At 63.8% G+C, this 26,939-nt stretch carries 28 protein-coding genes; 25 read left to right on the top strand and 3 right to left on the bottom strand.

Going from position 1 to position 26,939, the window contains the following annotated elements; translation table 11 throughout:
• The first annotated feature begins 438 nt into the window (after positions 1-438).
• From gspE to QMX88_RS07810, 12 genes are all read left to right on the top strand, one after another.
• On the top strand, positions 439-2,157 hold the full coding sequence (gspE, locus tag QMX88_RS07865; RefSeq protein ID WP_282367944.1) for a type II secretion system ATPase GspE: 1,719 nt from the start codon (positions 439-441) through the stop codon (positions 2,155-2,157).
• Position 2,158: 1 nt separating this feature from the next.
• On the top strand, positions 2,159-3,373 hold the full coding sequence (gene gspF, locus QMX88_RS07860) for a type II secretion system inner membrane protein GspF (RefSeq protein WP_282367940.1): 1,215 nt from the start codon (positions 2,159-2,161) through the stop codon (positions 3,371-3,373).
• Between the two features lie 33 nt (positions 3,374-3,406).
• A complete protein-coding gene (gspG, locus tag QMX88_RS07855) occupies positions 3,407-3,835 on the top strand; it encodes a type II secretion system major pseudopilin GspG (RefSeq protein WP_282367938.1) in 429 nt (142 codons plus the stop codon).
• Between the two features lie 9 nt (positions 3,836-3,844).
• A complete protein-coding gene (locus tag QMX88_RS07850; RefSeq protein ID WP_282367936.1) occupies positions 3,845-4,282 on the top strand; it encodes a GspH/FimT family pseudopilin in 438 nt (145 codons plus the stop codon).
• On the top strand, positions 4,279-4,659 hold the full coding sequence (locus tag QMX88_RS07845) for a type II secretion system protein (protein ID WP_192173866.1): 381 nt from the start codon (positions 4,279-4,281) through the stop codon (positions 4,657-4,659). The genes QMX88_RS07850 and QMX88_RS07845 overlap by 4 nt, the downstream gene beginning before the upstream one ends.
• A complete protein-coding gene (locus QMX88_RS07840) occupies positions 4,656-5,300 on the top strand; it encodes a prepilin-type N-terminal cleavage/methylation domain-containing protein (RefSeq protein ID WP_282367932.1) in 645 nt (214 codons plus the stop codon). Before QMX88_RS07845 ends, QMX88_RS07840 begins: the two co-directional genes overlap by 4 nt.
• Entirely contained in the window at positions 5,297-6,019 is a 723-nt protein-coding gene (locus QMX88_RS07835; protein ID WP_282367930.1) for a general secretion pathway protein GspK, read from the top strand. The genes QMX88_RS07840 and QMX88_RS07835 overlap by 4 nt, the downstream gene beginning before the upstream one ends.
• The gene (locus tag QMX88_RS07830) at positions 6,016-7,068 is read left to right on the top strand and encodes a PilN domain-containing protein (RefSeq protein ID WP_282367927.1); all 1,053 of its coding nucleotides are present in this window, start codon (positions 6,016-6,018) and stop codon (positions 7,066-7,068) included. Before QMX88_RS07835 ends, QMX88_RS07830 begins: the two co-directional genes overlap by 4 nt.
• A complete protein-coding gene (gene gspM, locus QMX88_RS07825) occupies positions 7,043-7,681 on the top strand; it encodes a type II secretion system protein GspM (RefSeq protein WP_282367925.1) in 639 nt (212 codons plus the stop codon). The genes QMX88_RS07830 and gspM overlap by 26 nt, the downstream gene beginning before the upstream one ends.
• A gap of 32 nt (positions 7,682-7,713) precedes the next feature.
• A complete protein-coding gene (locus tag QMX88_RS07820) occupies positions 7,714-8,214 on the top strand; it encodes a general secretion pathway protein GspN (protein WP_282367923.1) in 501 nt (166 codons plus the stop codon).
• Positions 8,198-10,540, top strand: coding sequence for a type II secretion system secretin GspD (gspD, locus tag QMX88_RS07815; RefSeq protein ID WP_282367921.1), 2,343 nt, complete (start codon positions 8,198-8,200; stop codon positions 10,538-10,540). Before QMX88_RS07820 ends, gspD begins: the two co-directional genes overlap by 17 nt.
• A gap of 149 nt (positions 10,541-10,689) precedes the next feature.
• Positions 10,690-13,062, top strand: a complete 2,373-nt coding sequence (locus QMX88_RS07810) for a membrane-bound PQQ-dependent dehydrogenase, glucose/quinate/shikimate family (protein ID WP_282367919.1) — start codon at positions 10,690-10,692, stop codon at positions 13,060-13,062.
• A 378-nt stretch (positions 13,063-13,440) separates the two neighbouring features.
• Here QMX88_RS07810 and QMX88_RS07805 read toward each other — a convergent pair whose 3' ends face one another.
• Positions 13,441-14,331: a LysR substrate-binding domain-containing protein gene (locus tag QMX88_RS07805; RefSeq protein WP_282367918.1), complete on the bottom strand. Its 891-nt coding sequence runs from the start codon at positions 14,329-14,331 to the stop codon at positions 13,441-13,443.
• Between the two features lie 221 nt (positions 14,332-14,552).
• On the opposite strand from QMX88_RS07805, the gene QMX88_RS07800 reads away from it, so the two are divergent.
• The 9 genes from QMX88_RS07800 to QMX88_RS07760 all read left to right on the top strand — a co-directional run bounded on the left by QMX88_RS07800 (position 14,553) and on the right by QMX88_RS07760 (position 22,924).
• Complete coding sequence (locus QMX88_RS07800) at positions 14,553-15,629, top strand: ABC transporter substrate-binding protein (RefSeq protein ID WP_282367917.1); 1,077 nt, start codon at positions 14,553-14,555, stop codon at positions 15,627-15,629.
• Positions 15,630-15,723: 94 nt separating this feature from the next.
• Complete coding sequence (locus QMX88_RS07795; RefSeq protein ID WP_282367916.1) at positions 15,724-16,797, top strand: ABC transporter ATP-binding protein; 1,074 nt, start codon at positions 15,724-15,726, stop codon at positions 16,795-16,797.
• The gene (locus QMX88_RS07790; protein WP_065990802.1) at positions 16,784-17,656 is read left to right on the top strand and encodes an ABC transporter permease; all 873 of its coding nucleotides are present in this window, start codon (positions 16,784-16,786) and stop codon (positions 17,654-17,656) included. The genes QMX88_RS07795 and QMX88_RS07790 overlap by 14 nt, the downstream gene beginning before the upstream one ends.
• Positions 17,657-17,662: 6 nt before the next feature.
• The gene (locus tag QMX88_RS07785; RefSeq protein ID WP_192173856.1) at positions 17,663-18,460 is read left to right on the top strand and encodes an ABC transporter permease; all 798 of its coding nucleotides are present in this window, start codon (positions 17,663-17,665) and stop codon (positions 18,458-18,460) included.
• A complete protein-coding gene (locus QMX88_RS07780; protein ID WP_282367911.1) occupies positions 18,457-19,599 on the top strand; it encodes an NAD(P)/FAD-dependent oxidoreductase in 1,143 nt (380 codons plus the stop codon). The genes QMX88_RS07785 and QMX88_RS07780 overlap by 4 nt, the downstream gene beginning before the upstream one ends.
• The gene (locus QMX88_RS07775; protein WP_282367909.1) at positions 19,589-19,972 is read left to right on the top strand and encodes a (2Fe-2S)-binding protein; all 384 of its coding nucleotides are present in this window, start codon (positions 19,589-19,591) and stop codon (positions 19,970-19,972) included. Before QMX88_RS07780 ends, QMX88_RS07775 begins: the two co-directional genes overlap by 11 nt.
• Positions 19,969-21,363: an FAD/NAD(P)-dependent oxidoreductase gene (locus QMX88_RS07770; RefSeq protein WP_282367907.1), complete on the top strand. Its 1,395-nt coding sequence runs from the start codon at positions 19,969-19,971 to the stop codon at positions 21,361-21,363. Before QMX88_RS07775 ends, QMX88_RS07770 begins: the two co-directional genes overlap by 4 nt.
• Before the next feature lie 22 nt (positions 21,364-21,385).
• Positions 21,386-22,525, top strand: a complete 1,140-nt coding sequence (locus QMX88_RS07765; RefSeq protein ID WP_282367905.1) for an NAD(P)/FAD-dependent oxidoreductase — start codon at positions 21,386-21,388, stop codon at positions 22,523-22,525.
• Positions 22,526-22,573: 48 nt separating this feature from the next.
• Positions 22,574-22,924: a RidA family protein gene (locus QMX88_RS07760; protein ID WP_442969439.1), complete on the top strand. Its 351-nt coding sequence runs from the start codon at positions 22,574-22,576 to the stop codon at positions 22,922-22,924.
• Positions 22,925-22,986: 62 nt separating this feature from the next.
• On the opposite strand, the gene QMX88_RS07755 is transcribed toward QMX88_RS07760, so the two are convergent.
• Positions 22,987-23,229 (bottom strand): hypothetical protein, encoded by a 243-nt coding sequence (locus QMX88_RS07755; protein ID WP_282367901.1) that lies wholly within the window; start codon positions 23,227-23,229, stop codon positions 22,987-22,989.
• A 245-nt stretch (positions 23,230-23,474) separates the two neighbouring features.
• On the bottom strand, positions 23,475-24,053 hold the full coding sequence (locus QMX88_RS07750; protein WP_282367900.1) for a nucleotidyltransferase family protein: 579 nt from the start codon (positions 24,051-24,053) through the stop codon (positions 23,475-23,477).
• 161 nt (positions 24,054-24,214) lie between these two features.
• Here QMX88_RS07750 and QMX88_RS07745 point away from each other — a divergent pair, with 161 nt between their 5' ends.
• The 4 genes from QMX88_RS07745 to QMX88_RS07730 all read left to right on the top strand — a co-directional run bounded on the left by QMX88_RS07745 (position 24,215) and on the right by QMX88_RS07730 (position 26,891).
• Positions 24,215-24,733, top strand: a complete 519-nt coding sequence (locus QMX88_RS07745; RefSeq protein ID WP_282367898.1) for an AAA family ATPase — start codon at positions 24,215-24,217, stop codon at positions 24,731-24,733.
• A 254-nt stretch (positions 24,734-24,987) separates the two neighbouring features.
• Positions 24,988-26,202, top strand: coding sequence for a methyl-accepting chemotaxis protein (locus QMX88_RS07740; RefSeq protein ID WP_282367896.1), 1,215 nt, complete (start codon positions 24,988-24,990; stop codon positions 26,200-26,202).
• Between the two features lie 9 nt (positions 26,203-26,211).
• Positions 26,212-26,580, top strand: a complete 369-nt coding sequence (locus tag QMX88_RS07735) for a response regulator (RefSeq protein WP_065990830.1) — start codon at positions 26,212-26,214, stop codon at positions 26,578-26,580.
• Between the two features lie 23 nt (positions 26,581-26,603).
• Positions 26,604-26,891: an STAS domain-containing protein gene (locus QMX88_RS07730; RefSeq protein ID WP_282367884.1), complete on the top strand. Its 288-nt coding sequence runs from the start codon at positions 26,604-26,606 to the stop codon at positions 26,889-26,891.
• Positions 26,892-26,939 lie beyond the last annotated feature (48 nt).

Raw genomic sequence — 26,939 nt, 5'->3', positions numbered from 1 at the left:
AGGCGCGTTCAAGAGGGTTCCCGAGCAGGACAGAGTACTGGGTGGCAGACTATGAATCACAATTTACCGCAATAGAATCCTCATTTAATCGATTTAAGTGGCGATTAATTGCTAAGAATCACGGATAAACGTGATTTATATTGCTATGTTGAAAACCTAATTGCTATTAGGTTTAGCTTGCTGATAAGCTCTCTCCGCGCTGAGTAATCCTCGACCATTCAGACGACTGCATAGCCGCCTTAGTTGCCGATACACAGTCGCCAGCTATGGCGGTTAATAGCATTCAGTCGTTTATTTATATTCAACTAAAAAGTACGCAAGTTATACGCAAGCCGATTGAAGGCCGTTGGATGAATCATCCACGGCTTATAACGCGTGGGCGTTATTTAATAGCCGCCGTATTCATTAGTTAATCCATCATCCAGACCCATAACCGCCATGCGCCTAAACCCGCTCGACGCCAGACAGTTGCAGATTCCGGACGCCGAGCAGGTCTGCGCATGGCTGTCGGCGAACGCCGGGCTGAAGGCTGCTGATCTGGAGCGGGCGCGGCGCCTGATGGCCGAATCCGAAGGGGCCGGGCTGCTGGCCTTACTGACCCGCCTGGGGCTGGTCTCGGAAACCGAGATGGCCCGGGCCTGGGCGGCGCTGCTGCAGACACCACTCCTGACGCTCGACGCCGCGGCCGACATGCTTGATCCCTTACCGGCCCTGACCGAGCGCTTCATGCGGCATTTCCAGGTGGTGCCCCTGGCGTGGCGCGAAGACGGTCTGCACGTCGCCTCCGCGAACCCATGCGAGCAATACGCCTTCGAAGCCATCGCCTATTGCTGTCAGGTGCCGGTGTGGCTGTCGATCGGTTCGCGCAATGACGTCGACACCCTGATCGAGCGCTATTACGGCCAGGGCCGCAGCGCCATCGGCACGCTGATCGAATCCCTCGACGACCACAACGGCTCGCCCGAAGACATCGAGCACTTGAAGGACCTTGCCTCCGAAGCGCCGGTGATCCGGCTGGTCAACCTGATCCTGCAGCGGGCCGTCGAGCAACGGGCCTCGGACATTCACATCGAGCCGTTCGAGAGCCAGCTGAAAGTGCGGTATCGCATCGACGGCGTGCTCCACGAAGCCGAAGCGCCGCCGTCCAGTTCTTCGGCAGCGGTGATCTCCCGGCTGAAAATCATGGCGCGCCTCGACATCGCCGAACGGCGCTTGCCCCAGGACGGCCGGATCATGCTGCGGATTCAGGGCAAGGAGCTGGACCTGCGGGTGAGCACCGTCCCCACCAGTTTTGGCGAATCGGTGGTGATGCGCCTGCTCGATCGGCAGACCATCAATTTCGATTTCCCCAGCCTCGGGTTCGACGGCGAGCGGCTGGATGCCTTTCTGGCGGTGCTCGAGCGGCCCCACGGCATTCTGCTGGTGACCGGGCCGACTGGCTCCGGCAAAACCACCACGCTGTACACCGCGCTGTCGCGGCTCAACACGGCCGAACGCAAGATCATCACCGTCGAAGACCCGGTGGAATACCAGCTCGAAGGGATCAATCAGATTCAGGTCAAACCGGCCATCGGTCTGGACTTCGCCGGGGCGCTGCGCTCCATCGTCCGCCAGGACCCGGACGTGATCATGATCGGTGAAATGCGCGATCTGGAAACCTGCCGCATCGCCATTCAGTCTTCGCTGACCGGGCACCTGGTGCTGTCGACGCTGCACACCAACAACGCGGCGGCAAGTATCACGCGCTTGCTGGACATGGGCGTCGAGAGCTACCTCATCGCCTCGACGGTCAACGGCATTCTCGCCCAGCGCCTGGTGCGCCGCCTCGACCCGCACACCCGCGAAGCCTTCGAAGCCCCCCAGGCGCTGATCGACGAACACGACCTGGAGCGCTTCACCGACCAGCGTCCGATTCTTTTGTACCGCCCGCGCAGCGATGCGCCCGGCGGCGGTTATCGCGGCCGCAGTGCAATCACTGAACTGCTGGTGATGAACGAAGAACTGCGCAGCCTGCTGATGAGCCGCGCCGATGCCTCGACCCTGGAGCAGGCCGCGCGGCGCGCCGGGTTGCGCACGTTGCATGAGGAGGGCTTGCGTCAGGCGGTGGCGGGAATTACCTCGCTGGAAGAAGTCCTGCGCGTGACCCGAGGCGAATGACATGACGCCGTTCAAATACCGCGCGCTGGACGGTCAGGGCGCTGAACACAATGGCCTGCTGGACGCCGCCGACCGTGACGCTGCCATCGCCTTGCTGCACAAGCGCGGCTTGATGGTCCTGCAGGTCGACCCGTCGAGTCTGGGCGGTCTGCGTCAGGCCCTCGGCCGCGGCGCATTGGGCGGCGCCGCGCTGATGAGCTTCACCCAGCAACTGGCGACCCTGCTCGGCGCCGGCCAGCCGCTGGAACGTTCGCTGACCATTCTGTTGCGCCAACCCGGCCAGTCCCGGAATCAGGTTCTGACCCGCGCGCTGATCGACCGCATTCGCGAGCAGGTCAAGGCCGGCAAGCCGCTGTCCGTGGCGCTGGAAGAAGAGGGCCGGCAGTTCTCCCCGCTGTACATCAGCATGGTCCGCGCGGGCGAAGCCGGCGGCGCGCTGGAAAACACCCTGCGTCAGCTCAGCGAGTACCTGGAGCGCAGCCAGATGCTGCGCGGCGAGGTGATCAACGCGCTGATCTACCCGGCGTTTCTGGTGGTCGGCGTGCTCGGTTCCCTGGCGCTGCTGCTCGCGTACGTCGTGCCGCAATTCGTGCCGATCTTTCGCGACCTCGGCGTGCCGATTCCCTTCATCACCCAGGCGATTCTCTGGCTTGGGCAGTTCCTCAGTGACTTCGGGCTGATGCTGCTGGCCGGCACTATTGCGCTGGTCTGGGTCATCGCCTTGCGATCCCGCGATCCCCAACGCCGCTTGCGACGTGACCGGCGTCTGTTGCGCATGCGTGTGATCGGCCCCTTGCTGCAGCGCATCGAAGCGGCCCGGTTGGCGCGCACCCTCGGCACCTTGCTGAACAACGGCGTGGCGCTGTTGCAGGCGCTGGTCATCGCCCGGCAAGTCTGCAGCAACCGCGCGCTGCAGCAACAGGTCGAGCAGGCCAGTGAGTCGGTGAAAGGCGGCGGCACGCTGGCCAGTGCTTTCGGCGAGCAACCGCTGCTGCCGGACCTGGCCCTGCAAATGATCGAAGTCGGCGAACAGGCCGGCGAACTGGACACCATGTTGCTGAAGGTGGCCGACGTGTTCGACGTCGAGGCCAAACGCGGCATCGACCGCATGCTCGCCGCGCTGGTGCCGAGCCTGACCGTGGTCATGGCGGTGCTGGTGGCGGTGATCATGCTGGCCATCATGCTGCCGCTGATGAGCCTGACCAGCAATATCTGAAACCCGAATCCTTTCAATCAGAGAACCAGACCGATGCGCCCCACGCCGTTCACCGCTGTCACCCGCCGCCAGCGCGGCTTCACCCTGCTGGAGATGCTCGCGGTCATCGTGCTGCTGGGCATCGTCGCGACCATCGTTGTGCGTCAGGTCGGCGGCAACGTCGACAAGGGCAAGTACGGCGCCGGCAAGGCGCAGTTGGCGAGCCTGAGCATGAAGATCGAAAGCTACGGCCTGGACCTGGGTTCGCCGCCGAAAACCCTGCAGCAACTGGTCGAAAAACCGGCCAACGCCTCAGGCTGGGCCGGGCCCTACGCCAAGCCGTCGGACCTGAAGGACCCCTTCGGTCATGCCTTCGGCTATCGCTTTCCGGGTCAGCATGGCCCGTTCGACCTGATTTTCTTCGGTCAGGACGGCCAGCCCGGCGGCGAAGGCTACAACGCCGACCTGGGCAACTGGGAGTAATCGGCGAGCATGAACGCGCCTGGGGCAAGCCGCGGTTTTACCCTGCTGGAGATGCTGGTGGTCATCGTCTTGATGAGCATCGGCATCGGCGTGGTCGGGTTTGGCTTGCACAAGGGGTTGCAGCAGGCCGCGGACCGTCAGTTGCTCGGGCAAATGGTTCAGGCCCTGCGCACGACCCGCAGCGCGGCGATCATCAGCGGGCAGCCTCGGGAGACTTCATTTGATCTCGACCGCCGCACCTTTCAGGCCCCCGGCAAACGGCCCCAGCAATGGCCGGCTGAAGTGGGCGTGCAGCTGAACACGGCGGCGGATCTGAATGCAGCTGTCGCGTTCTACCCGGATGGCAGTTCCAGCGGCGGCAATCTGCTGGTGTTCCAGGGTGAGCGGCGCTGGCGCATCGACATCGGCTGGCTCACCGGCAGCGTCAAGAGCCGTGCTCTGCCATGAAGGCTCGCAACGGTCAGGCTGGTTTCACCCTGCTGGAAATGCTCGCCGCGCTGGTGGTCATGGCCCTGTGCAGTGGCGTGCTGCTGATGGCGTTCGGGCAGAGCGCTCGCTCGTTACAGCAGGTTGATCGCGAGGACCGGCTCAGCCAGGCAGCGCGTTCGGTGCTGGATGATCAGGCCGTCGGCGTGTTGCAACCGGGGCTGAGCAACGGCGTGATGGACGATGGCATTGAATGGGCAATGAACGTCTGGGCGTTGCCCACCGACGCCGGCCAGCCGCGAATGTTGCGGGTGAATGTGATCGTCAGCGAAGGCCGGCGTGAGGCGCGGTTCAGCACCCTGCGGCTGGTCAGTCCTTCCAGGGCGGGCGCCCAGTGAGCAGACGACAAGCGGGTTTTACCCTGCTGGAAATCATGATCGTACTGAGCCTGCTGGCGGTGCTGCTGACACTGGTCGGCGGCGCGCTGGTGGGGGCGAATCGGGCGATGGTGAAGGCCGATCATTACACCTCACGGCTGGATGAGCGGCGGGCGGCCCAGGGCTTTTTGCGTCAGGCCATCAGCCAGGCGCTGCCGCTGGATCTGGCGGAAAACGACCATTCCGGCGCAGGGCTCTTTGTGGGTTCGGCGCAACGCATGCAGTTTGCCGCGACCTTGCCGGGCAACCTGGGCGGCGGCATTCAGTTGCACACCCTGGAGATGTCCGGGCCGGAAGCGGACCGTCGTTTGCAGATCGCTTTCGCCCAGGTTCAGGACAACGTACTGCGGGCGTGGGGTGAGCCCCAGGTGTTGCTTCACGGCGTGAAAGGCCTGTCCTTGAGTTATCGCGGCGTGACGCCAAAAGGTGAGGCGACCGGCTGGCTGGCTGAGTGGCCATGGCCCAACCGTCTGCCCCGCGCCGTGCGCGTCGAGGTGCAGATGGATGGCCCGGTGAACTGGCCCAGCGAAGTCATCGCCCTGCGGCTGGACCTGTCCGGCGGGGCGTCCGGCGCTGTGGCATCTGCAGGAGCCACGCAATGAATCGGCAGCGCGGCGTGGCCTTGTTGCTGGTGCTTTGGGCAGTGGCGACGCTGAGCCTGTTGCTCGGCGGTCTGGCCGGCTGGGTGCAGCTGGAAACCCGACAGGCGTTATGGCAGCGGCAGCACACCCAGGCGCTGCTGGCGGCCCAGGCCGGGATGAACCTGGCGTTGCAGTCGTTGCTGGACCTGAATCACCGACCGCGCTGGATTGCCGACGGCCGCGCCGTGCCGCTGGCCTTCGACGACGCGCGGATGGTGGTCAGCGTCAGCAGGGAGCGCGGCAAGCTCGATCTGAATGCGGCCAGCAACGAGGACATCACCCGGGTCGCCCAGGCCTGCGGCGCCGATCGCGACGAGGCGACCCGCCTGGGCCGGGCGTTGCAGGCACGCCGCGACGGCAGTGCTGCGCCGTTGCGGGTCATCGAAGAACTGCGCCAGGTCCCGGGCATGACCCAACGCCTTTACCAGCGCATGGCCCCGGAAGTGACGCTGTGGAGCGGGCTGTCGCGCCCGGACGCCGCATTCGCCTCGCCGTTGCTGCGCAGCGCCTTGAACCTGCCGCAAGAGACAGCCACGGGCACCGACCCTGGCAGCGTGCTGAGCATCGACAGTCAGGCGCAACTGCCGGATGGCGTTGTCGCCCGGCTTCAGACCACCGTTCTACTGTCCCCATCGGAGGGTGACGCTCAGCCGTATCGGGTGCTGCGTTGGCAAGAATGAATTCACTCCTTTCAGTCCCTGCGCCGCTTCGGGCTTACCTGGGCAATGTTGAACGGCGCTGGCAGGGCAGCGTGGCGCAACGTGTCTGGCAGCTCTGGCTCGCGGAATTGCGAAGCTGCGTGCCGGTGCGTTTGCGTCATCGCTTCAGCGCCCAGGTACCCGTGCAGACCCATCGCTGGCCGATCACGATGCCCGGCCCCGAAGTGCAGGCCGGCGCCCGGCAAGTGCTGATGTTGCCGACCCCTTTGGTGATGATCCATCGCCTGCAATTGCCGACGGCGGCGCGGGATCTCACCGCCGTGGTCGGCTATGAGCTGGACAAATACACGCCGTGTCCCCGCGACCAGTTGCTTTATGTGGTGCGCCAGGACGGCCGCAGCGCCGGGTGGTTGCAAGTCACCCTGATCGCCATCCTCCGCGAGCGCATGAACGCGATTCTGGCGGACTGCACCGCCCTCGGCTTGACGCCGCAACGGGTGGACGTCTGCGCAGAGGACGGCACGCCGCTGGGCATCGACCTGCTGCCCGACGCCGCGCGTCCATTGAACCCGCGCGCAGGCATCGACCGGCGTCGTGTGCTTGGCGGGTCATGCGCCGTGCTGCTCGTGACGCTGATGGGCCTGTGGCTGCACGATCGTCAGCAACGGCTGCAAGGCATGCGCGCCACGGTGCAAGCCCAGAAAGCCGAGGTGGCGCAGGTCCAGCAGCTGCGTCAGCAACTGACCAACACCCTCGGCGCCGCCGATTACCTGAGCCGGCACAAGGCCGCGCGCCCGACCATGGCCGCGCTGATGAGTGAATTGACCGCCTGCCTGCCCGATGACACCTGGCTGGAGCAGCTCGAAATCGACGCTGACGACGTGTCGTTTTCCGGCCAGAGCGTGCGTGCCAGTGCGCTGATCAGCCGCTTGAAAGACTGCCGCAGCCTCGAAAATCCGCAGTTTCAGGGCGTGATCCAGCCCGACGCCGCCAGCGGCAAAGAACGCTTTGCCCTGCACGCACGCCTGCATCAGGAGGTCGCCGATGGGCCGAACACTGACACCCCGTGAACGTCGCGGCGCTGCATTGATCGTCCTCGCGCTGGTGATCGGCGCAGGCTACTGGCTGCTCATCGACAGTTGGTTCGCCGGCCCGCTGCGGGACATGGCCGAAGAGACCGAGCAGCTCAAGTCGCAACAGCAGCGCTACGCCAGCGTGCTGCAACAGCGCGACAGCCTGAACGCAGCGCTGGAAACCGCCGCGCAGGACCCGGCCAGCAGCGCGAGCCTGTTGACCGGCGAAGACCCCAGCGCCGTGGCCGCCGATCTCATGCAGCACGTCGCTGACGTCATCACCGCCCAAGGCGCGAACGGCGCCGGCTGCACGCTCACTCAACGGATGCCTATCACCCCGGAGCAGGACGGCAGCGAGCCGTTTCGCCAGGTCAAGGTCAGCGTCACCCTGGAATGCGCCATCGAGCCGTTGATGGCGGTGTTGCACGGGCTGGAGTATCAGCGGCCGTTGCTGTTCATCGATCACATGAGCGTGCGCCGCGCCAGCAGTGCGCCGGGCAAAGGCGGGGCAGGGCGGCTGGCGGTGCAACTGCTGATTCGCGGCTATTTGCAGCCGGTTGCGGCCAAGGCAACTGCCGAGCAACCCGGCGCCGCCCAGGCCGCCACATGATGCGATTCCCGATAACTCTCGAGCGCGCGCTGATGGCCGTCGCCCTTGTCCTGCTGGTGCTTATTGCTCTGGTGCTCAACGGCACCTGGCAATCGGCGGACTGGCTGCCCGCCGAAGCAAACCATCGCCCGGCGGTCGCAGCTAAAACGCCGGTGTTAGCGCCCGTGGCATCGCCCAGTCTGGCCAACGCCTGGCAAACCCCGCTGTTCAGCGTCGACCGCCGCCCGGACCTGCAACAGCCGGCCAATCAGGCAGCGTCCAGCCTGAGCGGGCTGACCCTGACCGGCGTGCTGCTCGACGGCACGGTGCAGCTGGCATTCATCAAACCGGCCACCGGTCCGGCGCTGAAAGTCCGCCTCAACGGGCCGTTGCCCAACGGCTGGACCCTGCGCGCGATCAGCCCGACGAGCGCCACGTTTGGCCTCGGCGAGCGCACCGAAACCCTCACTGTCCGGCGCCTGCGATTGCCTGCGCCGTCGACCTCACCACCGCTTTCCCTTTCCCGTGAAGACCTCCATGAACCTGCCCCGTAATCATTACATCGGCCGTGCCCGTAGCACCAAACCCGTCGCGACGCTGCGCTCGCCCTTACTGTCCCTGGCGGCGGCCGTCGCCTTGAGCGGCTGCACCACCGCGCCGACGACCCTTGAGCCGGACAACGGCATGCTCCGCGAGGCGCTGGACGGAACCGGAAGCCAACGCCGGCCGGTCGACCCGCGCAGCGAACAAATGCCGGTCCAGGCACAAGCCAGTCCCGCGGACAGCTCGACGGCGACTACCGGTACCCGGCAAATCATCAGGGGCACCCAGCGCTTTGTGAAAACACCGGCGGCGACAGCCGCAACGCCACGCGCGGCGGAAGGCGACATCGTCTTCAACTTCGCCAACCAGCCCATCGAAGCGGTGGTCAACAGCATCCTCGGCGACATGCTTCACGAGAGCTACACCATTGCCCAAGGGGTAAAGGGCGAAGTGAGTTTCTCCACGTCCCGGCCGGTCAATCCGCAGCAGGCGCTGTCGATTCTGGAGACCCTGCTGTCGTGGACCGACAACGCGATGATTCGTCAGGGCAATCGCTACGTCATCCTTCCGGCCAGCCAGGCGATTGCCGGCAAACTGGTGCCGGAAATGGCCGTGGCCCAGCCCTCTGCCGGGTTGTCGGCGCGGCTGTTCCCGCTGCGCTACATCTCCGCCACCGAGATGCAGAAGCTGCTCAAGCCGTTCGCCCGGGAGAACGCGTTCCTGCTGGTGGACCCGGCGCGCAATGTGCTGAGCCTGGCGGGCACCGCTGAGGAGCTGGCGAACTATCAGCAGACCATCGACACCTTCGACGTCGACTGGCTCAAGGGCATGTCGGTGGGCGTGTTCGGCCTGCAACGGGCCTCGGTCAGCGAGCTGATGCCGGAGCTGCAGAAGCTGTTCGGGCCGGACAGCGGCATGCCGTTGGCGGGGATGGTGCGTTTTCTGCCGATCGAGCGGACCAACTCGGTCGTGGCGTTTTCGTCCCAGCCCGAGTACCTGAACGAAGTAGGCACCTGGATTCGCACCATCGATGAGGGCGGCGGCAACGAGCCGCAGCTGTACGTGTACGACGTGCGCAACATGAAGGCCACTGACCTGGCGAAATACCTCAAGCAGATCTACGGCACGGGCGCGGTACAAGAGGAGAGCGCGGCGAAGGTCGCGCCGGGTTTGCGCACGCGCTCGATGTCATCGTTGACGGGGGGCACGTCTGGCGGTCTGGGTTCAGGTAGCGGATTGAATGGCAGCGCCGGTTTGAACAGCAATGGCCAAGGCGGCATGTCCCAGAACGGGACTCAGAACACAGCGACCTCGGACGACGAGCAGGAGCAAGACGCGGACACCGGCAGCGACAGCGGTTCCGACGACAGCACGTCATCGGCCACTGCCAGCTCGGGCAACGGGCAGAAAGGGCTGGACTCGACCACCCGCATCTCGGCGCAGAAGAGCAGCAACCAGCTGCTGGTGCGCACGCGGCCAGCGCAGTGGAAAGAGATCGAAGCGGCGATCAAACGTCTGGACAACGCGCCGCTGCAAGTGCAGATCGAAACGCGGATTCTCGAAGTCAAGCTGACCGGCGAGCTGGATCAGGGGGTTCAGTGGTACCTCGGACGCCTGGCCGGCAATTCCACCAGCACCACCGTCGCCAACACTGCCGGCAGTCAGGGTGCGCTGGGGGGAGGCGGTGCCGGTCTGGGTTCGACCGATTCGCTGTTCTACTCCTTCGTCAGCACCAACCTGCAGGTAGCGATTCACGCGCTGGAAACCAACGGCCGCACCCAGGTGCTGTCGGCGCCGTCGCTGGTGGTGATGAACAACGAAAACGCGCAGATTCAGGTCGGCGACAACATCCCCATCAGCCAGACCACCGTCAACACCGGCACCTCGGACACCACCCTCAGCAGCGTCGAGTATTTGCAGACCGGCGTGATTCTGAACGTCGTGCCGCGCATCAACCCGGGCGGTCTGGTGTACATGGACATTCAGCAGCAGGTCAGCGACGCCGACGACACCGTGACGGTGAACGGCAACCCGCGCATCTCGACGCGCTCGGTGTCGACTCAGGTTGCTGCGCAAAGCGGGCAGACCGTGTTGCTCGGCGGGCTGATCAAGCAGGACAACAGCGAGAGCGTCAGCGCCGTGCCGTACCTGGGCCGGGTGCGCGGGCTGGGCTGGCTGTTCGGCAATCGCAGCAAGTCCAGGGACCGCACCGAGTTGCTGGTGTTGATCACGCCGCGGGTCATCAACAGCAGCAGCCAGGCACGCCAGGTTACTGACGATTATCGTCAGCAGATGCGGTTGTTGAACGGCGCCGGCACGCCACAAGCCCTGCGCTAGACGCTCGCGCAGCTGTAACAAAGTTTTCCGGGGTGCGCAGTGTGGGCGCTAATATGCGCAGGAACGCTTGCGACGGGCGGCTCGGACGTCCCGCTTTCGCCCACTTCCCACACGGGAGCCATCACCGGCCCCAACACGGAAAACCAACAATGATCTTGAGAGTGACTGGGGTGGTGATGGCGATTTTCGCCATTGCCCTGTTGTACATGGGTGCGCAACTGGTGGCCGCCGGCGGCTCGGCGGCGTACTCGATGATTGCCCTCGCGGTATTGGCTTCGGCGGTGCTGCTGATCCTGAAAAGGAAAGCGGCGCTGACGGTGTATGCGCTGTTGATGTGGGGGATTCTGATCTGGATTGTCTACGAGGTCGGCTTCGACAAATGGCAGTGGATCCCGCGCGGCGACCTGTTCGCGCTGCTGGGTCTCTGGCTGGCGCTGCCGTGGGTGGTGCGTCCGCTGTACAAGGCGCAGAACCCGGGCGACACGCGCCGCTTTCACCCGTTTCTGGGTGGCACCGTGGGCGTGATGATGCTGATCGTGCTGGCGGTGATGTTCTACGACCCGTACCCGGTGGCGGGCAAGATCGACACCCCGCAGGCAACCCGCAGCACGGGCGAAGCCGGCAATGACTGGGTCGCTTACGGCGGCACCAACGACGGTCAGCGTTTCTCCAGCCTCGACCAGATCAATGCGGGCAACGTGAAGAAGCTCTCGGTGGCGTGGGAATACCATACCGGCGATCTGCGCGATGCCGCCAAAGACGCCGGCGAGTACACCTTCGAAGCCACGCCGCTGAAGGTCAACAACCGGGTCTATGTCTGCACCGCCCACAACGAAGTGCACGCGCTGAACCCTGAAACCGGCAAGCTGGACTGGAAGTGGGAACCGGAGAAAAACCGCTCCTACCTGCAGCAGCATCAGACCTGCCGTGGGGTCAGCTACTACGCGCCGGCCGCAACGGCTGCGGCCAAGGCCTCGCCGAGCCAGTGCGCCAAACGCATCCTCACCGCCACGACTGACGCGAAGCTGGTAGCCCTCGACGCCGATACTGGCAAACTGTGCAGCGATTTCGGCAACAACGGCGTGGTCGATCTCAGTGCCAACATGGGCGAGATCCGCCCCCACGCGCTGATGCAGACCGCCGCGCCGCTGATTGCCGGTGATCTGGTCATCGTCGGCGGTTCGGTGATGGACAACGGCTACAACGACGGCAACCCGTCGGGGGTGATCCGCGCCTACAACGCCGTGACCGGCACGCTGGTGTGGAATTTCGATCCGGCCAACCCGGCGATGACCCAACTCATCGCCGTCGATCAGACCTACCCGCAGGACACACCCGTGGCGTGGGGCACCTTGAGCGCCGACATGAAAAACGGCCTGGTGTTTGTGCCGTTCGGCAACGCCTCGCCGGACGAGCTGGGCATCAACCGCGACCCGAACAGCAACACGGAAAAATTCCGCGATACGCTGGTGGCCCTGGACTTGAACACCGGTGCGTTCAAGTGGAAATTCCAGTCGTCGAACAACGACCTGTGGGACCGCGATAACCCGTCGCAGCCGACGCTGATGGACGTGGGCAAAGAGGGCAGCAAGCAACCAGCGCTGCTCCTGCCGACCAAAGTGGGCAACATCTTTGTGCTGAACCGGCTGACCGGCGAACCGATTTTCCCGGTCGATCAGGTCAAGGTGTCGACCCAGGGCGGCGTGCCGGGCGAGCATTTCGCGCCGACCCAGCCGGTGTCGAAGATCAACTTCATCCCGGAACCGCTGAGCGAGAAGTCGATGTGGGGCCTGACGCCGTTCGATCAGATGTCCTGCCGCACGACCTTCAACACGCTGCGCTACGACGGCAATCCATGGACGCCGAGTACCGAGCAGGGGTCGCTGATCTTCCCGGGCAACATCGGGGCGTTCAACTGGGGCTCGGTGGCGGTCGACCCGGATCGGCAGATTCTAATCGCCGCGCCGGTGCGTCTGGCCTACACCTATCACCTGATCAAGCGCACCCCGGAAACCGCCGAGAAACGGCTGTTCACCCAGGACGGCACGCCGTACTGGAACGAGAACTTCAACGGTGACTACGCGATTCGCATCAAGCAGTTCGCCTCGGCGCTGGGCGTGCCGTGCATCGCGCCGCCGTGGGGCCGCATGGTCGGGGTTGACCTGACCACCGGCAAAACCGAGTGGATGCGCCGCACCGGCACCACCCAAAACCTCAAGACCAGCTTCCTGCCGGGCCGCTTCCCCATCGGCTTCCCGATGGGCATGGTCGCCCACGGCGGTCCGCTGGTGACGGCGGGCGGCGTGGTGTTCCATGGCGCCACGGCGGACAACTTCATCCGCGCGTACGACATCAACACCGGTGACGTGCTCTGGGAGAAGGAGCTGCCCGCGGGCGGTCAGGCGACGCCTTCGACGTACATGGGCAGCGACGGCAAGCAGTACGTCGTCATCTCGGCCGGCGGGCACGGCTCGCTCGGTACCACGTTGGGTGACAGCGTGATTGCGTTTCGTCTCGATTGATTTGACTGATGTGTGAGAAAGGCCGTGACGCCGTTGTGCGTCACGGCCTTTTTTTGTGATGGCATCCCGCACATTCTTGGGTGCTCACACCGGCCTGTTCCCGGCTGAAGCCGGTCCTACTAGGGATATGCGGTCACCCTGTAGGACTGGCTTTAGCCGGGAAGGCGCCGGATGTCACACCGCTGAATATGTGCCGCTCACACTAGCGTCTTCCCGGCTGGAGCCGGTCCCACTATTGGTATGCGGTCGTGCTGTAGGACTGGCTTTAGCCGGGAAGGCGCCGGATGTGACACCGCTGAATATGTGCTGCTCACACTAGCGTCTTCACGGCTGAAGCCGGTCCTACAAAACTAATATTCAGCAGCATCCCCGTCAGCCCTAAAAAACGATGTCCCGGTAGAACGCTTTCAGCGTATCAACGAACTCTTCGGACAATTTTGTCCGCGTCTGGGCCGGGGCCCACATGACGTAGGTGGGGAAGAGGATCTGCGGCACGAACGGGCGGATGACGATATCGCGATGGCGATAATCCCGGGCCACCAGCGGGTGGGCGAGGGTGATGCCCATGCCCAGTGCCACCATCTCGCAATTGATCGCGCTGTACTGCGCCTCCACGGTCATGACCCGCTCCACGCCCGCCTGCTCGAACAGACCGTCCACCAGCGCGCGGGTGCCGTCACCGTGGCAGAGCGAGACAAAGGTCTCTCCCTCCAGATCGGTGAAGGTGATCTCTTTCCGGCTCGCCAATGGATGAGCCGCCGGCAGCACGCACACCGCCGCCACTTCACTGAGCAACTCGATCTGCTGACTGTCGACATCGCCGGGGTGCACCACAATCCCCACGTCGCAGAACTGCGACTTCACCCATTGCTCGACGGTGGGCGAGGAGTTCACGTGCAGGGAAACCGTCAGCTCCGGTCGCGACTCGGTAAACGCCTTCAGCACCCGGGGAATCATGCTCAGCCCGGTCGACGGCACCGCCGCCACCCGCAAGCGCCCCGTGCCCAGGTTACGGATGTTTTTGGCCGACAGCTTGAGGCTGTCCAGCCCGACGTAGGCCCGCTCGACCTCTTGAAAAAACGCCTGACCCTCCTGGGTCGGAATCAGCCTGACGCCCGCCCGCTTGAACAGGGTCAGCCCGGTGCTCATTTCCAGTTGGGCTATCAGCCGGCTGATGTTGGGTTGCGAGGTAAACAGCACCTCGGCGGCAGCGGTCATGGAACCCAGGCGCATGACGCTGCGGAAGGCTTCGATCTGTCTCAGGTTCACGGCGCGCTCCATATCAAATATGAATAACTAAGGCGGATATCCGTATTTGACCATATGGAGGGGCGGTCGCAATACTCGAACCAGCCACCCATAGCGCACTTGAAGATGCGCCACCCCGCGATGGATTCGCCGGGAGCATGCACGCTGCATGCACGGCCTCGGTTCACGCCGAAGCGACTGACGCATTGTTCGATCTGCCCCACGCACTTCGGAGATAGTCTGTGAATAGCCTTGACCTTCCCTCAGCAGCACGACCGTTTCGTCCCTTCCATCGCAATGCCGTGGCTATTGCCCTGACGCTCGCTGCAATGAGCAGCACGCCGGCCTTCGCCGAGACCACGCTGTACGTGGCCGGGGTCGGCGGCTCTACCGAGCAGATGTACAAGAACCGCGTCATCCCGGCCTTCGAAAAACAGCACAACGTCAAAGTCGTCTACGTCGCCGGCAACTCCACGGAGACGCTGGCCAAGCTGCAGGCGCAGAAAGGCCGTCAGCAGATCAACGTCGCGATGATGGACGACGGCCCGATGTACCAGGCGTTGCAGATGGGCCTGTGCGAAAAGCTCAGCGACGCGCCGGTCTACAAGGACCTTTATCCGCTGGCCCGGCTGAGCCCTGAAGCCACGGGGATTGGCGTGGTGGCGACCGGCATCGGCTACAACGAAGACGCGTTCAAGAAACGCGGCTGGGCGGCACCGGATTCCTGGGAAAACCTCACCGACCCGCGTTTCAAGCAACTGCTCGGCATGCCGCCGGTGACCAATACCTACGGCCTGCACACGCTGGTGGAAATGGCTCGACTGAGGGGCGGCAGCGAAAAAAACATCGACCCCGGCTTCAAGGCGCTCAAGGATGAAATCGGCCCCAACGTGCTGGCGTGGGTGTCGGCGCCGGGCGAGATGGACGGGATGATGCAGAACGGCGACATCGTCATGGCGGTATACGGCAGCGGTCGGGCCGTGGCGTTGCAGGGCACCGGCTTCCCGCTGAAATTCATCTACCCGAAGGAAGGCGGCATCGCACTGCAGGTCGCCGCGTGCAGCGTGACCCCCAACGCGCAATCCGAACTGGCCCAGGCGTTCATTCAGTACGTGCTGTCACCTGAAGTGCAGGAAATCCAGGCGAGGGAGAATGGTTTTGCGCCGGTGAACCAGACCGTCAAGCTGCCGGATGACGTCGCGGCGCGCATGCCGTACGGGCCGGAGAAGGTCAACGCGCTGATCAAGGTCGATTGGGAAACCATCAACCAGCAGCGCAGCGAGTGGACCACGCGCTGGAACCGCACCGTCGAGCGATAGCGGTGGATCTACCGATCCCTTTCGCTGATCGACGTAAGCGCCGATCTTCCCGAGCACCCTTCTGGAGACGCAGGTTCGCCTGCGTGGCACGCCCATGGCATTTCTCACCCTTGAAGGCATCGTCAAGACCTACGGCACGTTCAGGGCCATTGACGGTTTGAACCTGGAGGTCCGGCATGGCGAGTTCATCGCTTTGCTCGGCCCGTCCGGGTGCGGCAAGACCACCACGCTGCAATCCATCGCAGGCTTCGTGCAGCCCACCGAAGGCCGCATCGTTCTCGACGGCCGCGACATCACCCACGTGCGCCCCGAGCAACGTGGACTGGGCATCGTCTTTCAGAGCTATGCGCTGTTTCCGCACATGACCGTGGCGCAGAACATCAGCTTCGGCCTGGAAATGCGCGGCGTGCCCAAGGCCGAGCGCGGCAAGCGCGTCGACGAAGCGCTGGATCTGGTGCGCCTCGCGGGCCTCGGTGAGCGTTACCCGAAAGCCTTGTCGGGCGGTCAGCGCCAGCGTGTGGCGATTGCCCGCGCACTGGCGATCCGTCCGAACCTGCTGCTGCTCGACGAGCCGATGTCCAACCTCGACGCCAAGCTGCGCGAAGAGATGCACATCGAATTACGGGCGATTCAGCGCGAGCTGGGCATCACCACCATTCTGGTGACCCACGATCAGGTCGAAGCCATGACCATGAGCGACCGCATCGCAGTGATGCAGAAGGGCCGCATCGTGCAGATCGACACGCCCTTCGAAGCCTACGAGCGGCCGCATTCGCCCTTCGCGTCGGCCTTCCTCGGCAAGACCAATGCCTTCGCCGGTGCCGTGCAATTGCGCAACGACCGATGCTGTCACGTGCAAGTCCACGACACGCTAATGCATGTGCCCCACGAAGACCGCGCGTTGGGCAATGACGTCAACGTCTACATCCGCCCGGAGAAAATCCGTCTGGTGGCGCTGGGCAGCGGGCGGTTTTCCGGGCGCGTCAGGCTGCGGGTGTTCCTCGGCAATCTGTGGCTGATGGCGGTGGAAAGTCGCCTGGGCCTGGTGCACATGACCCTGCCAAACCTCGGCACGCCGCCGCCGGAGGAGGGCAGTGAGGTCGGGCTGGACTGGTCGGATGACGACCTGCGCCTGCTGGACCGGGAGGTCACCCATGGCCAGGTATGATGCCGAACGGGTGGGCGTGGCGCCGTGGCTGCTGAGCGGGCCGGCATTGCTGGTGTTCATCGCGCTGTTGCTGGCGCCCTTGCTGCTGACCGCCGTGTTGTCGTTGAACCTGTTCAGCGACACCGACGGCGTGGTGCCGAGCTACAGCCTTGGCAATTACCTGGAAGTGTTCAAGGACGATTACTTCCACGAGATCTTCCTGCGCACCGGCGGCATGGCCCTGGCAGTCACGGTGTTGTGCGTGCTGTTGGGCATTCCGGAAACCATCATCATTGCGCGCATGGCGCCGCGCTGGCGTTCGCTGTTCCTGCTGGTGGTGTTGGGGCCGCTGCTGATCTCCGTGGTGGTGCGGACCCTGGGCTGGGCAATCCTGCTGGGCAACAACGGCCTGATCAATGATGCCCTGCAAGCGCTGGGAATCACTGACCAACCGGTGAAAATGCTGTTTACCCAGGTCGGCGTGGTCATCGCCCTGACCCACGTGCTGGTGCCGTTCATGGTCATTGCGGTCTGGGCCACCCTGCAACGGCTGGACCTTCAAGTGGAGTGGGCGGGTCTGTCCCTCGGCGCGTCGCGGCTGACGGTGTTCCGCCGGATCATCCTGCCGCAGATCATGCCCGGCGTGCTGTCCGGCTCGATCATCGTCTTCGCCCTGGCCGCCTCGGCCTTCGCGACCCCGGCGATCATCGGCGGCCGACGCCTGAAAGTGGTGGCCACGGCGGCATACGACGAGTTCCTCGGCACCCTCAACTGGCCCCTCGGTGCGGCCATCGCGATGCTTCTGCTGCTGGCGAATCTGATCATCATTCTGGGTTGCAGCAAACTGGCCGAGCGCCGGTTCAAGCAAGTCTTCGAGTAGCCGACCATGCACAAGAACGGATTTTTCTCGCTGCTGTTCCATGCCCTGTTCGTCACGTTCATCGTCGCGCCGCTGGTGGTGGTGATGGCCATGGCGTTCACCAGCAAGGGCTACCTGTCGCTGCCCACCGAGGGCCTGTCGCTGCGCTGGTTCCGGGCGCTGGCGGACAACCAGGACATGCTCGACGCCTTCGCGCTGTCGATCAAACTCGGCCTGGCGTCGGCGACCATTGCCGCGCTGCTGGCGATTCCTGCGGCACTGGCCATCAGCCGTTATGACTTTCCCGGCCGGGGCGCGGTAACCGGGTTTCTGCTGTCGCCGCTGATGATTCCCTCGGTGGTGCTCGGCATCGCGTTCCTGCGCTTCTTTTCCCTGGCGCAGATCGGCGGCTCGTTCTGGGCGCTGACCCTGACCCACGTGATTGTCGTGCTGCCCTATGCGCTGCGCCTGACGCTGGCCTCGACCATCGGCCTTGAGCGGGACATCGAGCACGCCGCGCTGTCCCTCGGTGCCAGTCGCTGGACGGCGTTCTACCGGGTGGTGCTGCCGCGGATTCGCACCGGTGTGGTCGGCGGCTGGATGCTCGCGTTCATCCAGAGCTTCGACGAACTGACCATGACCGTGTTCGTCGCCACCCCCGGTACTACGACGCTGCCGGTGGCGATGTACAACCAGATTTCCCAGACCATCGACCCGTTGATCACGGCGGTGTCGACGGTGCTGATCGTCGGCACCTTGCTGCTGATGCTGATATTGGACCGAATGGTCGGATTGGACCGGGTCTTGATTGGAGAAGGCAAATGAGCCAGGGCACACAGAGCGTCATTCACTCGGACGTGATCGTCATCGGCGGCGGGCTGGTGGGGACGGCAGTCGCTTACGGCCTGGCCCGCAGCGGCGCCGACACCGTGGTGCTGGACCAGGGTGACGATGCGTTTCGCGCCTCGCGGGGCAATTTCGGTTTGGTCTGGGTTCAGGGCAAGGGCCACGATTTGCCGGACTATTCGCGCTGGACGCGTTCTTCGGCGAGCCGCTGGCCGGACTTCGCCCGGGCGCTGATGGCCGACAGCGGGGTGGACGTGCAGCTGCGGCAGCCCGGCGGCTTCCACATGTGCTTCAGCGATGAGGAGCTGATCGAGCGGCAATCGCGTCTGCAAACCCTGCAGGACGCCCTCGGCGACTACCCCTTTCAGATGCTCGACGCCGCCGACCTCAAGGCGCGCTTGCCCTTGATCGGCCCGTCCGTGGTGGGCGCCAGTTACACGCCCCAGGACGGTCACGTCAATCCGCTGAAACTGCTACGCGCGCTGCACACCTCGGCCCAGGCCAAAGGCGCGCGGTTTTACGGCGGCATTCAGGTGGATCGCATCGACGGTGCAACCGGTGAGTTTTGCGTCACTGCCGGCACTCAACGCTTCATCGCGCCTCGGGTGGTGCTGGCGGCCGGGCTGGGCAATCCGGGGCTGGCCCGCCAAGTGGGCCTGCATGCGCCAGTGGCGCCGAACCGCGGCCAGGTGCTGGTCAGCGAGCGGGTGCGGCCGTTTCTCGATCACCCGACGGTCCATGTCCGGCAGACCGACGAAGGCACTGTGCAGTTGGGCGATTCAATGGAGGAGGTGGGCTTCGACGACAGCACCTCCACCCAGGTGCTCGAAGCCATCGCCCGGCGAGGTGTGGCGACCTTTCCGCTGCTGCGGGAAGTGCGGCTGATCCGTGCCTGGGCGGCATTGCGCGTCCTGAGCCCCGATGGCTTTCCCATTTATCAGCAATCGGCCAGTCACCCGGGCGCCTTCGTGGTGACGTGCCACAGTGGCGTGACCCTGGCGGCCGCCCATGCCCTGCGCATCGCGCCGTGGGTGATGGGCGGCACGATGCCCGACGAGCTCGGCGCATTCGCCGGCGAGCGTTTCCTGACTGACAAGGTGTTTTCCCATGCGCACTGATCCGCTGTTTCAACCGGTCATGAGTGAAGTCAGGTCGACGCGGACTGTCAGCCTCAGCTTCAACGATCAAACCCTCGAGGTGCCAGCGGGCATCAGCGTGGCAGCGGCACTGCTGATGTCCGGCATCAACCGTTTTCGCGCGACGCCGGTGAGCGAATCGCCTCGGGCGCCGTATTGCATGATGGGCGTGTGCTTCGAGTGCCTGGTGGACATCGACGGCGTGCCCAACCGCCAGAGCTGCCTGGTCGAAGCGGCGGACGGCATGCGCATCCGCTCCCAGGAAGGCGCGCGGGACCTGATTTTCCAACCGGGCGATGTGCAGAACGCCAATGTGCAAACCGCCAGTGTGCAGACCGTCGAGGTGCAGTCATGAATGATCTTTTTGGCGGTGTCGTCGACGCGGTGGACGTGGTCGTCGTGGGCGCAGGTGCCGCCGGCATGGCAGGCGCGGTGGCACTGGCCGGGCTCGGTTTGCAGGTGGTGTTGCTCGACGAGCAGGGCAGTCCGGGCGGTCAGATTTATCGCGGCATCACCCTCGCGCCGCTGTCGCGAAGGGATATCCTCGGCGCGGATTACGCCCATGGCAACGTGTTGGCCCAGGCCCTGGCGTCGTCATCGGTGCGTTATGAAAAAGGCGCGGCGGTCTGGCAAGTGAGCCGGGATCATCAGGTCAGCTACCTGCGCGACGGACGCTTGCACACGCTGCAGGCCAAGGCCGTGTTGCTCGCCACTGGTGCCATGGAGCGGCCGTTTCCCATTCCGGGCTGGACATTGCCCGGTGTCATGAGCGCGGGCGCCGCGCAGATTCTGCTGAAGAGTGCCGGTCTCGCGCCGACCGAGCCGGTAGTGCTGGCCGGCTGTGGCCCGCTGCTGTACCTGCTGGGCTGGCAATACCTGCGCGCGGGCGTGCCGATCAAGGCCTTGGTCGACACCACTCGGCCGGAAGATTACTGGCGGGCGCGGCGTCATCTGTTCGCGGCGCTGCGCGCCTGGCCGTACCTGCGCAAGGGCCTGGAGTTGATGCGCAGCCTGCGCAGCGCACGCATCCCGCACCATACGGGCGCCGAGCAACTGGCGATCGAGGGTGACGACGCCGCCACCGCATTGACCTTCACCGTGGCCGGGAAGGCTCAGCGGATCGACGCGCGCTGCGTGCTGTTGCATCAGGGCGTAGTCCCGAACATTCAATTCAGTCAGTCGTTGCGCGCACGCCATCACTGGGACGTCGATCAGTTGTGCTTCAGCCCGGTGGTCGACCCCTGGGGTGAATTGGACGTGCCGGGGATGTTTGTCGCCGGTGACGGTGCCGGCATCGGCGGTGCCCAGGCCGCGGCCCTGCAGGGTGAGTTGGCGGCGCTGGGCATTGCGCAACGGCTGGGCAGGTTCGATACAGGTCAGCGTGATGAACGGGCAGGGCCGCTGCGTGAAAAGCTCGCGTTAAACCTGCGCATTCGGCCGTTTCTCGATGCGCTCTATCAGCCGAAGGAAGCGAACCGCATCCCCGCCGATGAGGTCATCGTCTGCCGCTGCGAGGAAGTCACGGCGGGGGACCTGCGCAAATTCGTCGCCCTGGGCTGCGCCGGCCCCAATCAGGCCAAATCCTTCGGCCGCTGTGGCATGGGGCCTTGTCAGGGCCGGATGTGCGGGCTGACCGTCACTGAGGTGATCGCCAAAGCGCGCGGTGTGTCGGCGGCGGAAGTCGGCTACTACCGTATTCGCCCGCCGATCAAGCCCATCACGTTGGGAGAGCTGGCCGGTGAGTGAGGCGCGGGCAAGGCACAGCGACGTGCTGGTGATAGGCGGCGGCATTCACGGTCTGAGCACTGCGTTGCACCTGGCTCAGCGCGGCGTCGAGGTCACAGTGCTGGAGGCTGATTACTGCGGCCGCCATGCGTCCGGGGTCAACGCCGGCGGGGTGCGCACCCTCGGCCGTCACGACGCGGAAATCCCCCTGGCGCTGTCGTCCCGCGCCCTTTGGCACGACCTCAAGCAGACGCTGGGTGATGACGGCGGCTTCGTACCCAGCGGCCAGCTCAAACTCGCAGAAACCGCCGCCGAACTCGACGAATGCCGACGGCGGGTCGAACACTTGCAGCGCCTGGGTTTCACCCATGAAGTGCTGATCGACGCTCAACAGGTGTTCGAGATCATTCCTACGGTTGCCCGGCATGTGATGGGCGGCATCTGGGTCAAGGATGACGGCTACGCCATTCCCTACAGAACGGTGACGAGCTTTCGGCTGGCGGCGGAAAAGCTCGGGGTGAAGGTGCTTGAAATGACACCGGCCCAACGCATCGAGCAAGGCGGCAGTGAGTGGCAGGTCAGCACGCCCGCCGGGGTGTACAGCGCGGGGCATCTGGTGATCACCGCCGGCGCCTGGGCGCGGGAGCTGGCCGAACAAGTCGGCGAGACGGTGCCGGCCCATCCCGAAGGCCTGATGCTGATGGTCACCCACCGCGTCGCGCCGTTTTGCGCGCCGGTGCTGGGGGCAACCGGTCGCTCGCTGTCATTCAAGCAGTTCGCCAATGGCACGGTGGTGATCGGCGGCAAACTGATTGGCAGCGTGGATTTCCCGGCGCGCCACGGCGAAGTGGATCTGGCGCGGCTCGGCATCAGCGCAAGGACCGTCACCGACCTGTTTCCCCATCTCAAGCACCTGGGCGTCAATCGCGTCTGGGCCGGCGTCGAAGCGTTTACCGCGGATGATTTGCCGGTGATCGGCGCGAGCCGCAAGGCCAGTAATCTCAGTTTTTCCTTCGGCTTCTGCGGCAGTGGTTTTCAGATGGGCCCCGGCACCGGCAAGCGCCTGGCGCAGCAGATTCTCGGCGAGCATTCGGACATTTCGCTGGAGGCGTTCGACATCGGCCGGTTTGATGACGCCCGTTGTAAAACGCCACAGTTCGATATTCGAGCGGCGCCTCTTTAATCGTTCGATAAACCCTTAACACCCTCCCTCCCATCAGGAGTTCACATGCTGGAAATCAATCGCATCGAAACCAACCAACGCATGAGCCGTGTCGTGCAGTGCAACGGCTTTACCTTCCTCGGCGGCCAGACCGCAATGGATCGCACCCTCGACATCAAAGGGCAGACCGCGCAAGTGCTGGAGAAGATCGACAACTACCTGGCCAAGGCCGGCCTCGATAAAACACGGATTCTCACCGCGCAGGTCTGGCTGTCGGACATCGCGGCGAATTTCGCCGGCATGAATGAAGTGTGGGACGCCTGGGCGCCGGAGGGGCACGCACCCGCGCGGGCTACCGTGGAATCACGCCTGGCAGCGCCGGATTTGCTGGTGGAAATCACAGTGGTGGCGGCGGGCTGAGTCAGCCGGCTATGTAAATGCACTGCGCCGGGCCGGGTCTATCCCTGACCCGGCGTTGTCGCTCAAGGGCGGACAGACGCTTCGGCGGAGTTGGTCACCAGGTGATTCTGGGTCGCTCGGCGCTGCTGGGTAATCAGCACCTGGGGCACCGATGAACAGCGGTATTTGATGCCCTTTCTGGTCGGCATCACGGCAACGCTCTCCAGGCATTCTGCGCGGGTCGAATACGCCGTCGGCTGGCTCTCATCCAGACATCCTTCCCCACCGGAACACATAGTCATTACAACCACAAAAATGCTCTTCATTGCTCTCATTCCTTTTTGGCAAATCACGGCGCGGGACAGCGGGTGTGCGGCGATTTTGAGGGGAGGTGATGGCTTGTGGCAATGCGGCGGAGATGCATTTCGTCGGGAATATGACGCTTTCGGGATTTGCTTGAGTTTAGGTGCGGTTTTGCAGTCGGTAATTTGACGCCATCCTTTTTAAAGGGGTTTGCTTTACTCAAGTCTGGCGTCAATTCAATGCGCTGGCGTGGGTCACCAGAACCGTTTTAGAGACCGGAATCTGGCCCGGACTCAATAACGCGCAACCAGTCCCAGCGAGCCTGATAGTCCTGCGCCTTTTTGCGGAACTGCGCCGGTTGCGGGAAGTTCGGGTTCATACGCAAAACCCCCGGTTCGAGCTCATCCAGGCCATGGGGCGCGTAGAGCTCGCCCGTGTCGATGTGCAATCCGACGCAGGTCGAGCAGATGAGGAAGCGGTCAATGCCTTCTTTCGCGGACTGGAGCGGCGGGTAGTCAGTGCCAAACCGGTCTGCGAACCATAGGTGCACGCGCGCCTGATTGCGCAGCTCCACTTTGACGTCCAAGTCCTCAAAGAGCGCCTGCGCCGCGACAATGACGCGGTTCTCTGCCTCCCATGAGAGGTCCTCATCGAAATAGAACACGTCGTAATCATTCACGCCCCATTCGGCGGGACGGTCGGATAGCCGATTCCAGACCGCCTGAAACAGGCAGCCTGCGGTGAGCAGGGTCTGGTTGAGCCCCAGGGATGGCAGCCGCTCGACCAGTTGGGCGTTGATCGGGTTGGAGAGGGCGAGATCGATGAGGCCGGAGGCAGTCAGTGTCATGTGGAGTTCCTGGGTGGGGCAGCTTTGGCAGCGAGTTCAACTCAACATGTTGTATTCAAAAGGTCTGATTTATTTGATCTTGAACACCACTGGCGCCGCTGGCATGCCTTATATGACTAAATGCGCCTGATTTGAACAGCACATCTTATAGGGAGTAGCAGATGCTCATCGTCTTCAGTGGTCTGCCCGGCACCGGCAAGACGACCATCGCCAAGGGTCTGGCCGCGACGCTGGGTGCCGTTTATGTGCGCATCGATGCGATTGAACAAGCCCTTCGTGATTCGGCGGATTTCGCGCGGGATGTGGGTCGCACGGGTTATCAGATCGCCTACGAGGTGGCGGCCAGCAACCTTGGTTTGGGCGGCACGGTGGTTGTCGACTGCGTAAATCCCGTGATGGAGAGCCGGAGAGCGTGGCGCGATATATCTGCTCGCTTCGGTGCTCCCTTGGTGAATCTTCAGGTCATCTGTTCCGACATGACGGAGCATCGGCGCAGGGTGGAGACCCGGCAGGTCGATATCCTGGGGCTGACGCCTCCTGCCTGGCAATCCGTTATGAACCATGACTATGAGCCTTGGGATACAGATCCCTTCACCGTAGACACCGCACTTGATTCCCCGGCAGAGGCGTTGGCAGCGATTGTCGAGCACATTTCAGTATATGAATCCAAAGGCACCTGAATTGAAAAAAGGGGCCTCAACCAAACCGCTCAACCATGAACTCGATAAAGCTGCGGCCTTGGTCTAGGCCTGGCGGTCAGGCAGATGCAGCAGGTTCAACGGATGAGGTGATCAATTACCGTGAAGTCGCCGAGCCGGTCACGCGACAGTCATAAACCAGACGGAAGGCAGGGGGGGGTGACTCAAGTTGTGACGCGCTGGGCAGATAACCGTGATGTCAGTTACATACGCAACATTGTTCAAGGATCGAACCCATGACCCAGCGTCAATCCAGCCCCATTTCCGTTCTCCGCTCTCGGCGCTTTCTCGGGTTCACCCTCGTTCCGGTCGTGCCCGCCGTCGCCTGGATACTGTTCCAGTCAACCTCTCTCCCTAACCTCATCGCGTGCGCGGCGCTGGTTCTCGTCGGCCTCGGCGCAGGCGCCTGGAGTGCTGCTTCCCAGCGTGACGTGGTGCTGCGAGCCACTGCCCGAGCACAAGCGGATCAGTCAGAGGCAGACGCGGCGAGCAACGGCATGACCTCGCGGGTACAACTCGATGAGGTATTGCTGGGCGCCATGCCGATCTGGGCCCGGCAAGTGGAAAGCTCTCGGTATCAGACCGAAGAAGCGATTGTGAATCTGACCAATCGCTTCATCGGAATCGCAGCGCGGTTGCAGGAAACGGTTCAGGCTTCCCAGCGCGCTGCCGGCGAACTCGATGGGCAAACCGCGGACGGGGCGCTTGAAGTGCTGTCCCTCAGCGAAAGCGATTTGAGCCAGGTGATCAACTCGCTCAAGGCCGCTCAAACCAGCCGTGACCAGACCCTGGCCCAGGTGCGCGGCCTCACCGCGTATACCGGCGAACTGCGCACCATGGCCGCCGACGTGGCGGCGATTGCCGCGCAGACCAACCTGCTGGCACTCAACGCGGCCATTGAAGCGGCCCGTGCGGGTGAAGCCGGTCGCGGCTTTGCCGTGGTGGCCGACGCGGTGCGCAGCCTGTCGAGCAAATCCAGCGAGACCGGCCAGCAGATGTCGGCCAAGGTCGACATCATCAATAACGGCATCACCCAATTGGTGCACGCCGCCTCCAGCAGCGCCGATCAGGACAGTCAATCGGTGGCCGCGTCAGAGAACAGTATTCAAGTCGTGCTCGAGCGTTTTCATAACATCACCGGCCGCCTGGCCGAATCCGCTGACCTGCTCAAGCAGGAAAGCCGGGGCATTGGTGACGAGATGACCGAGGTGCTGGTCGACCTGCAATTCCAGGACCGTGTGAGCCAGATCCTCAGCCACGTGCGCGACAACATGGACGACTTGCATGGTCATTTGCGGCAGGCGAACGAGGCCCCGGATCAGGCGACGTCCATTGATGCCCGCCAGTGGCTGGCGCGCATGGACGCCACTTACGCCACTGACGAGCAGCGGCGCACCCATCGTGGAGAGACGCCCGTGCAGCAGAACTCTCAAGACATCACCTTCTTTTAGGAGCCCCTCATGGCGAAGAATGTATTAGTGGTCGACGACTCCAGCAGCGTGCGGCAAGTGGTAGGCATTGCCTTGAAAAGCGCCGGTTACGACGTGATCGAAGCGTGCGACGGCAAGGATGCGCTGGGCAAGCTCACCGGGCAGAAAGTGCACCTGATCATCAGCGACGTGAACATGCCCAACATGGACGGCATCACCTTCGTCAAGGAGGTCAAGAAGCTGGCCAGCTACAAGTTCACCCCGATCATCATGCTGACCACCGAATCCCAGGAGTCGAAGAAGGCCGAGGGCCAGGCGGCGGGTGCCAAGGCGTGGGTGGTCAAGCCGTTCCAGCCCGCGCAGATGCTGGCAGCGGTGTCGAAACTGATCCTGCCCTGAATCCTTGCGCGAGGGAGGCTGCGATGCCGATCACCATCGAAACACTCGACGACAGCACCTGCGTCAGTATTGACGGAGAGCTGACGATCTACTCCGTCGCCGAGCTGGCGGGCGCGCTATTGCCGCGGATGGGTGGGGCGCCACGCCTGAAGCTCGACCTCTCGCAGGTCACAGAAATGGATGGAGCGGGGCTGCAGTTGCTCGCGGTCATCCAGCGTGAAGCCGACAGCACTGGCACGGCGTTAAGCGTCACCGGCCAGAGCGTGGCGGTCACGCAGGCCCTTGAGCTGTGCCGCAAAGCGGCCTCATAGCCAGGGCCCGCCACGCCAGTCCCAGCCACGTTCATTGCACGTTCATTG

This window comes from Pseudomonas sp. PS02290, assembly GCF_029960075.1.
In the GTDB taxonomy this organism is placed as follows: Bacteria; Pseudomonadota; Gammaproteobacteria; order Pseudomonadales; family Pseudomonadaceae; genus Aquipseudomonas.
Note: the sequence above shows the minus strand (reverse complement) of the source record. Positions and strands in the feature narration are given on the sequence as shown.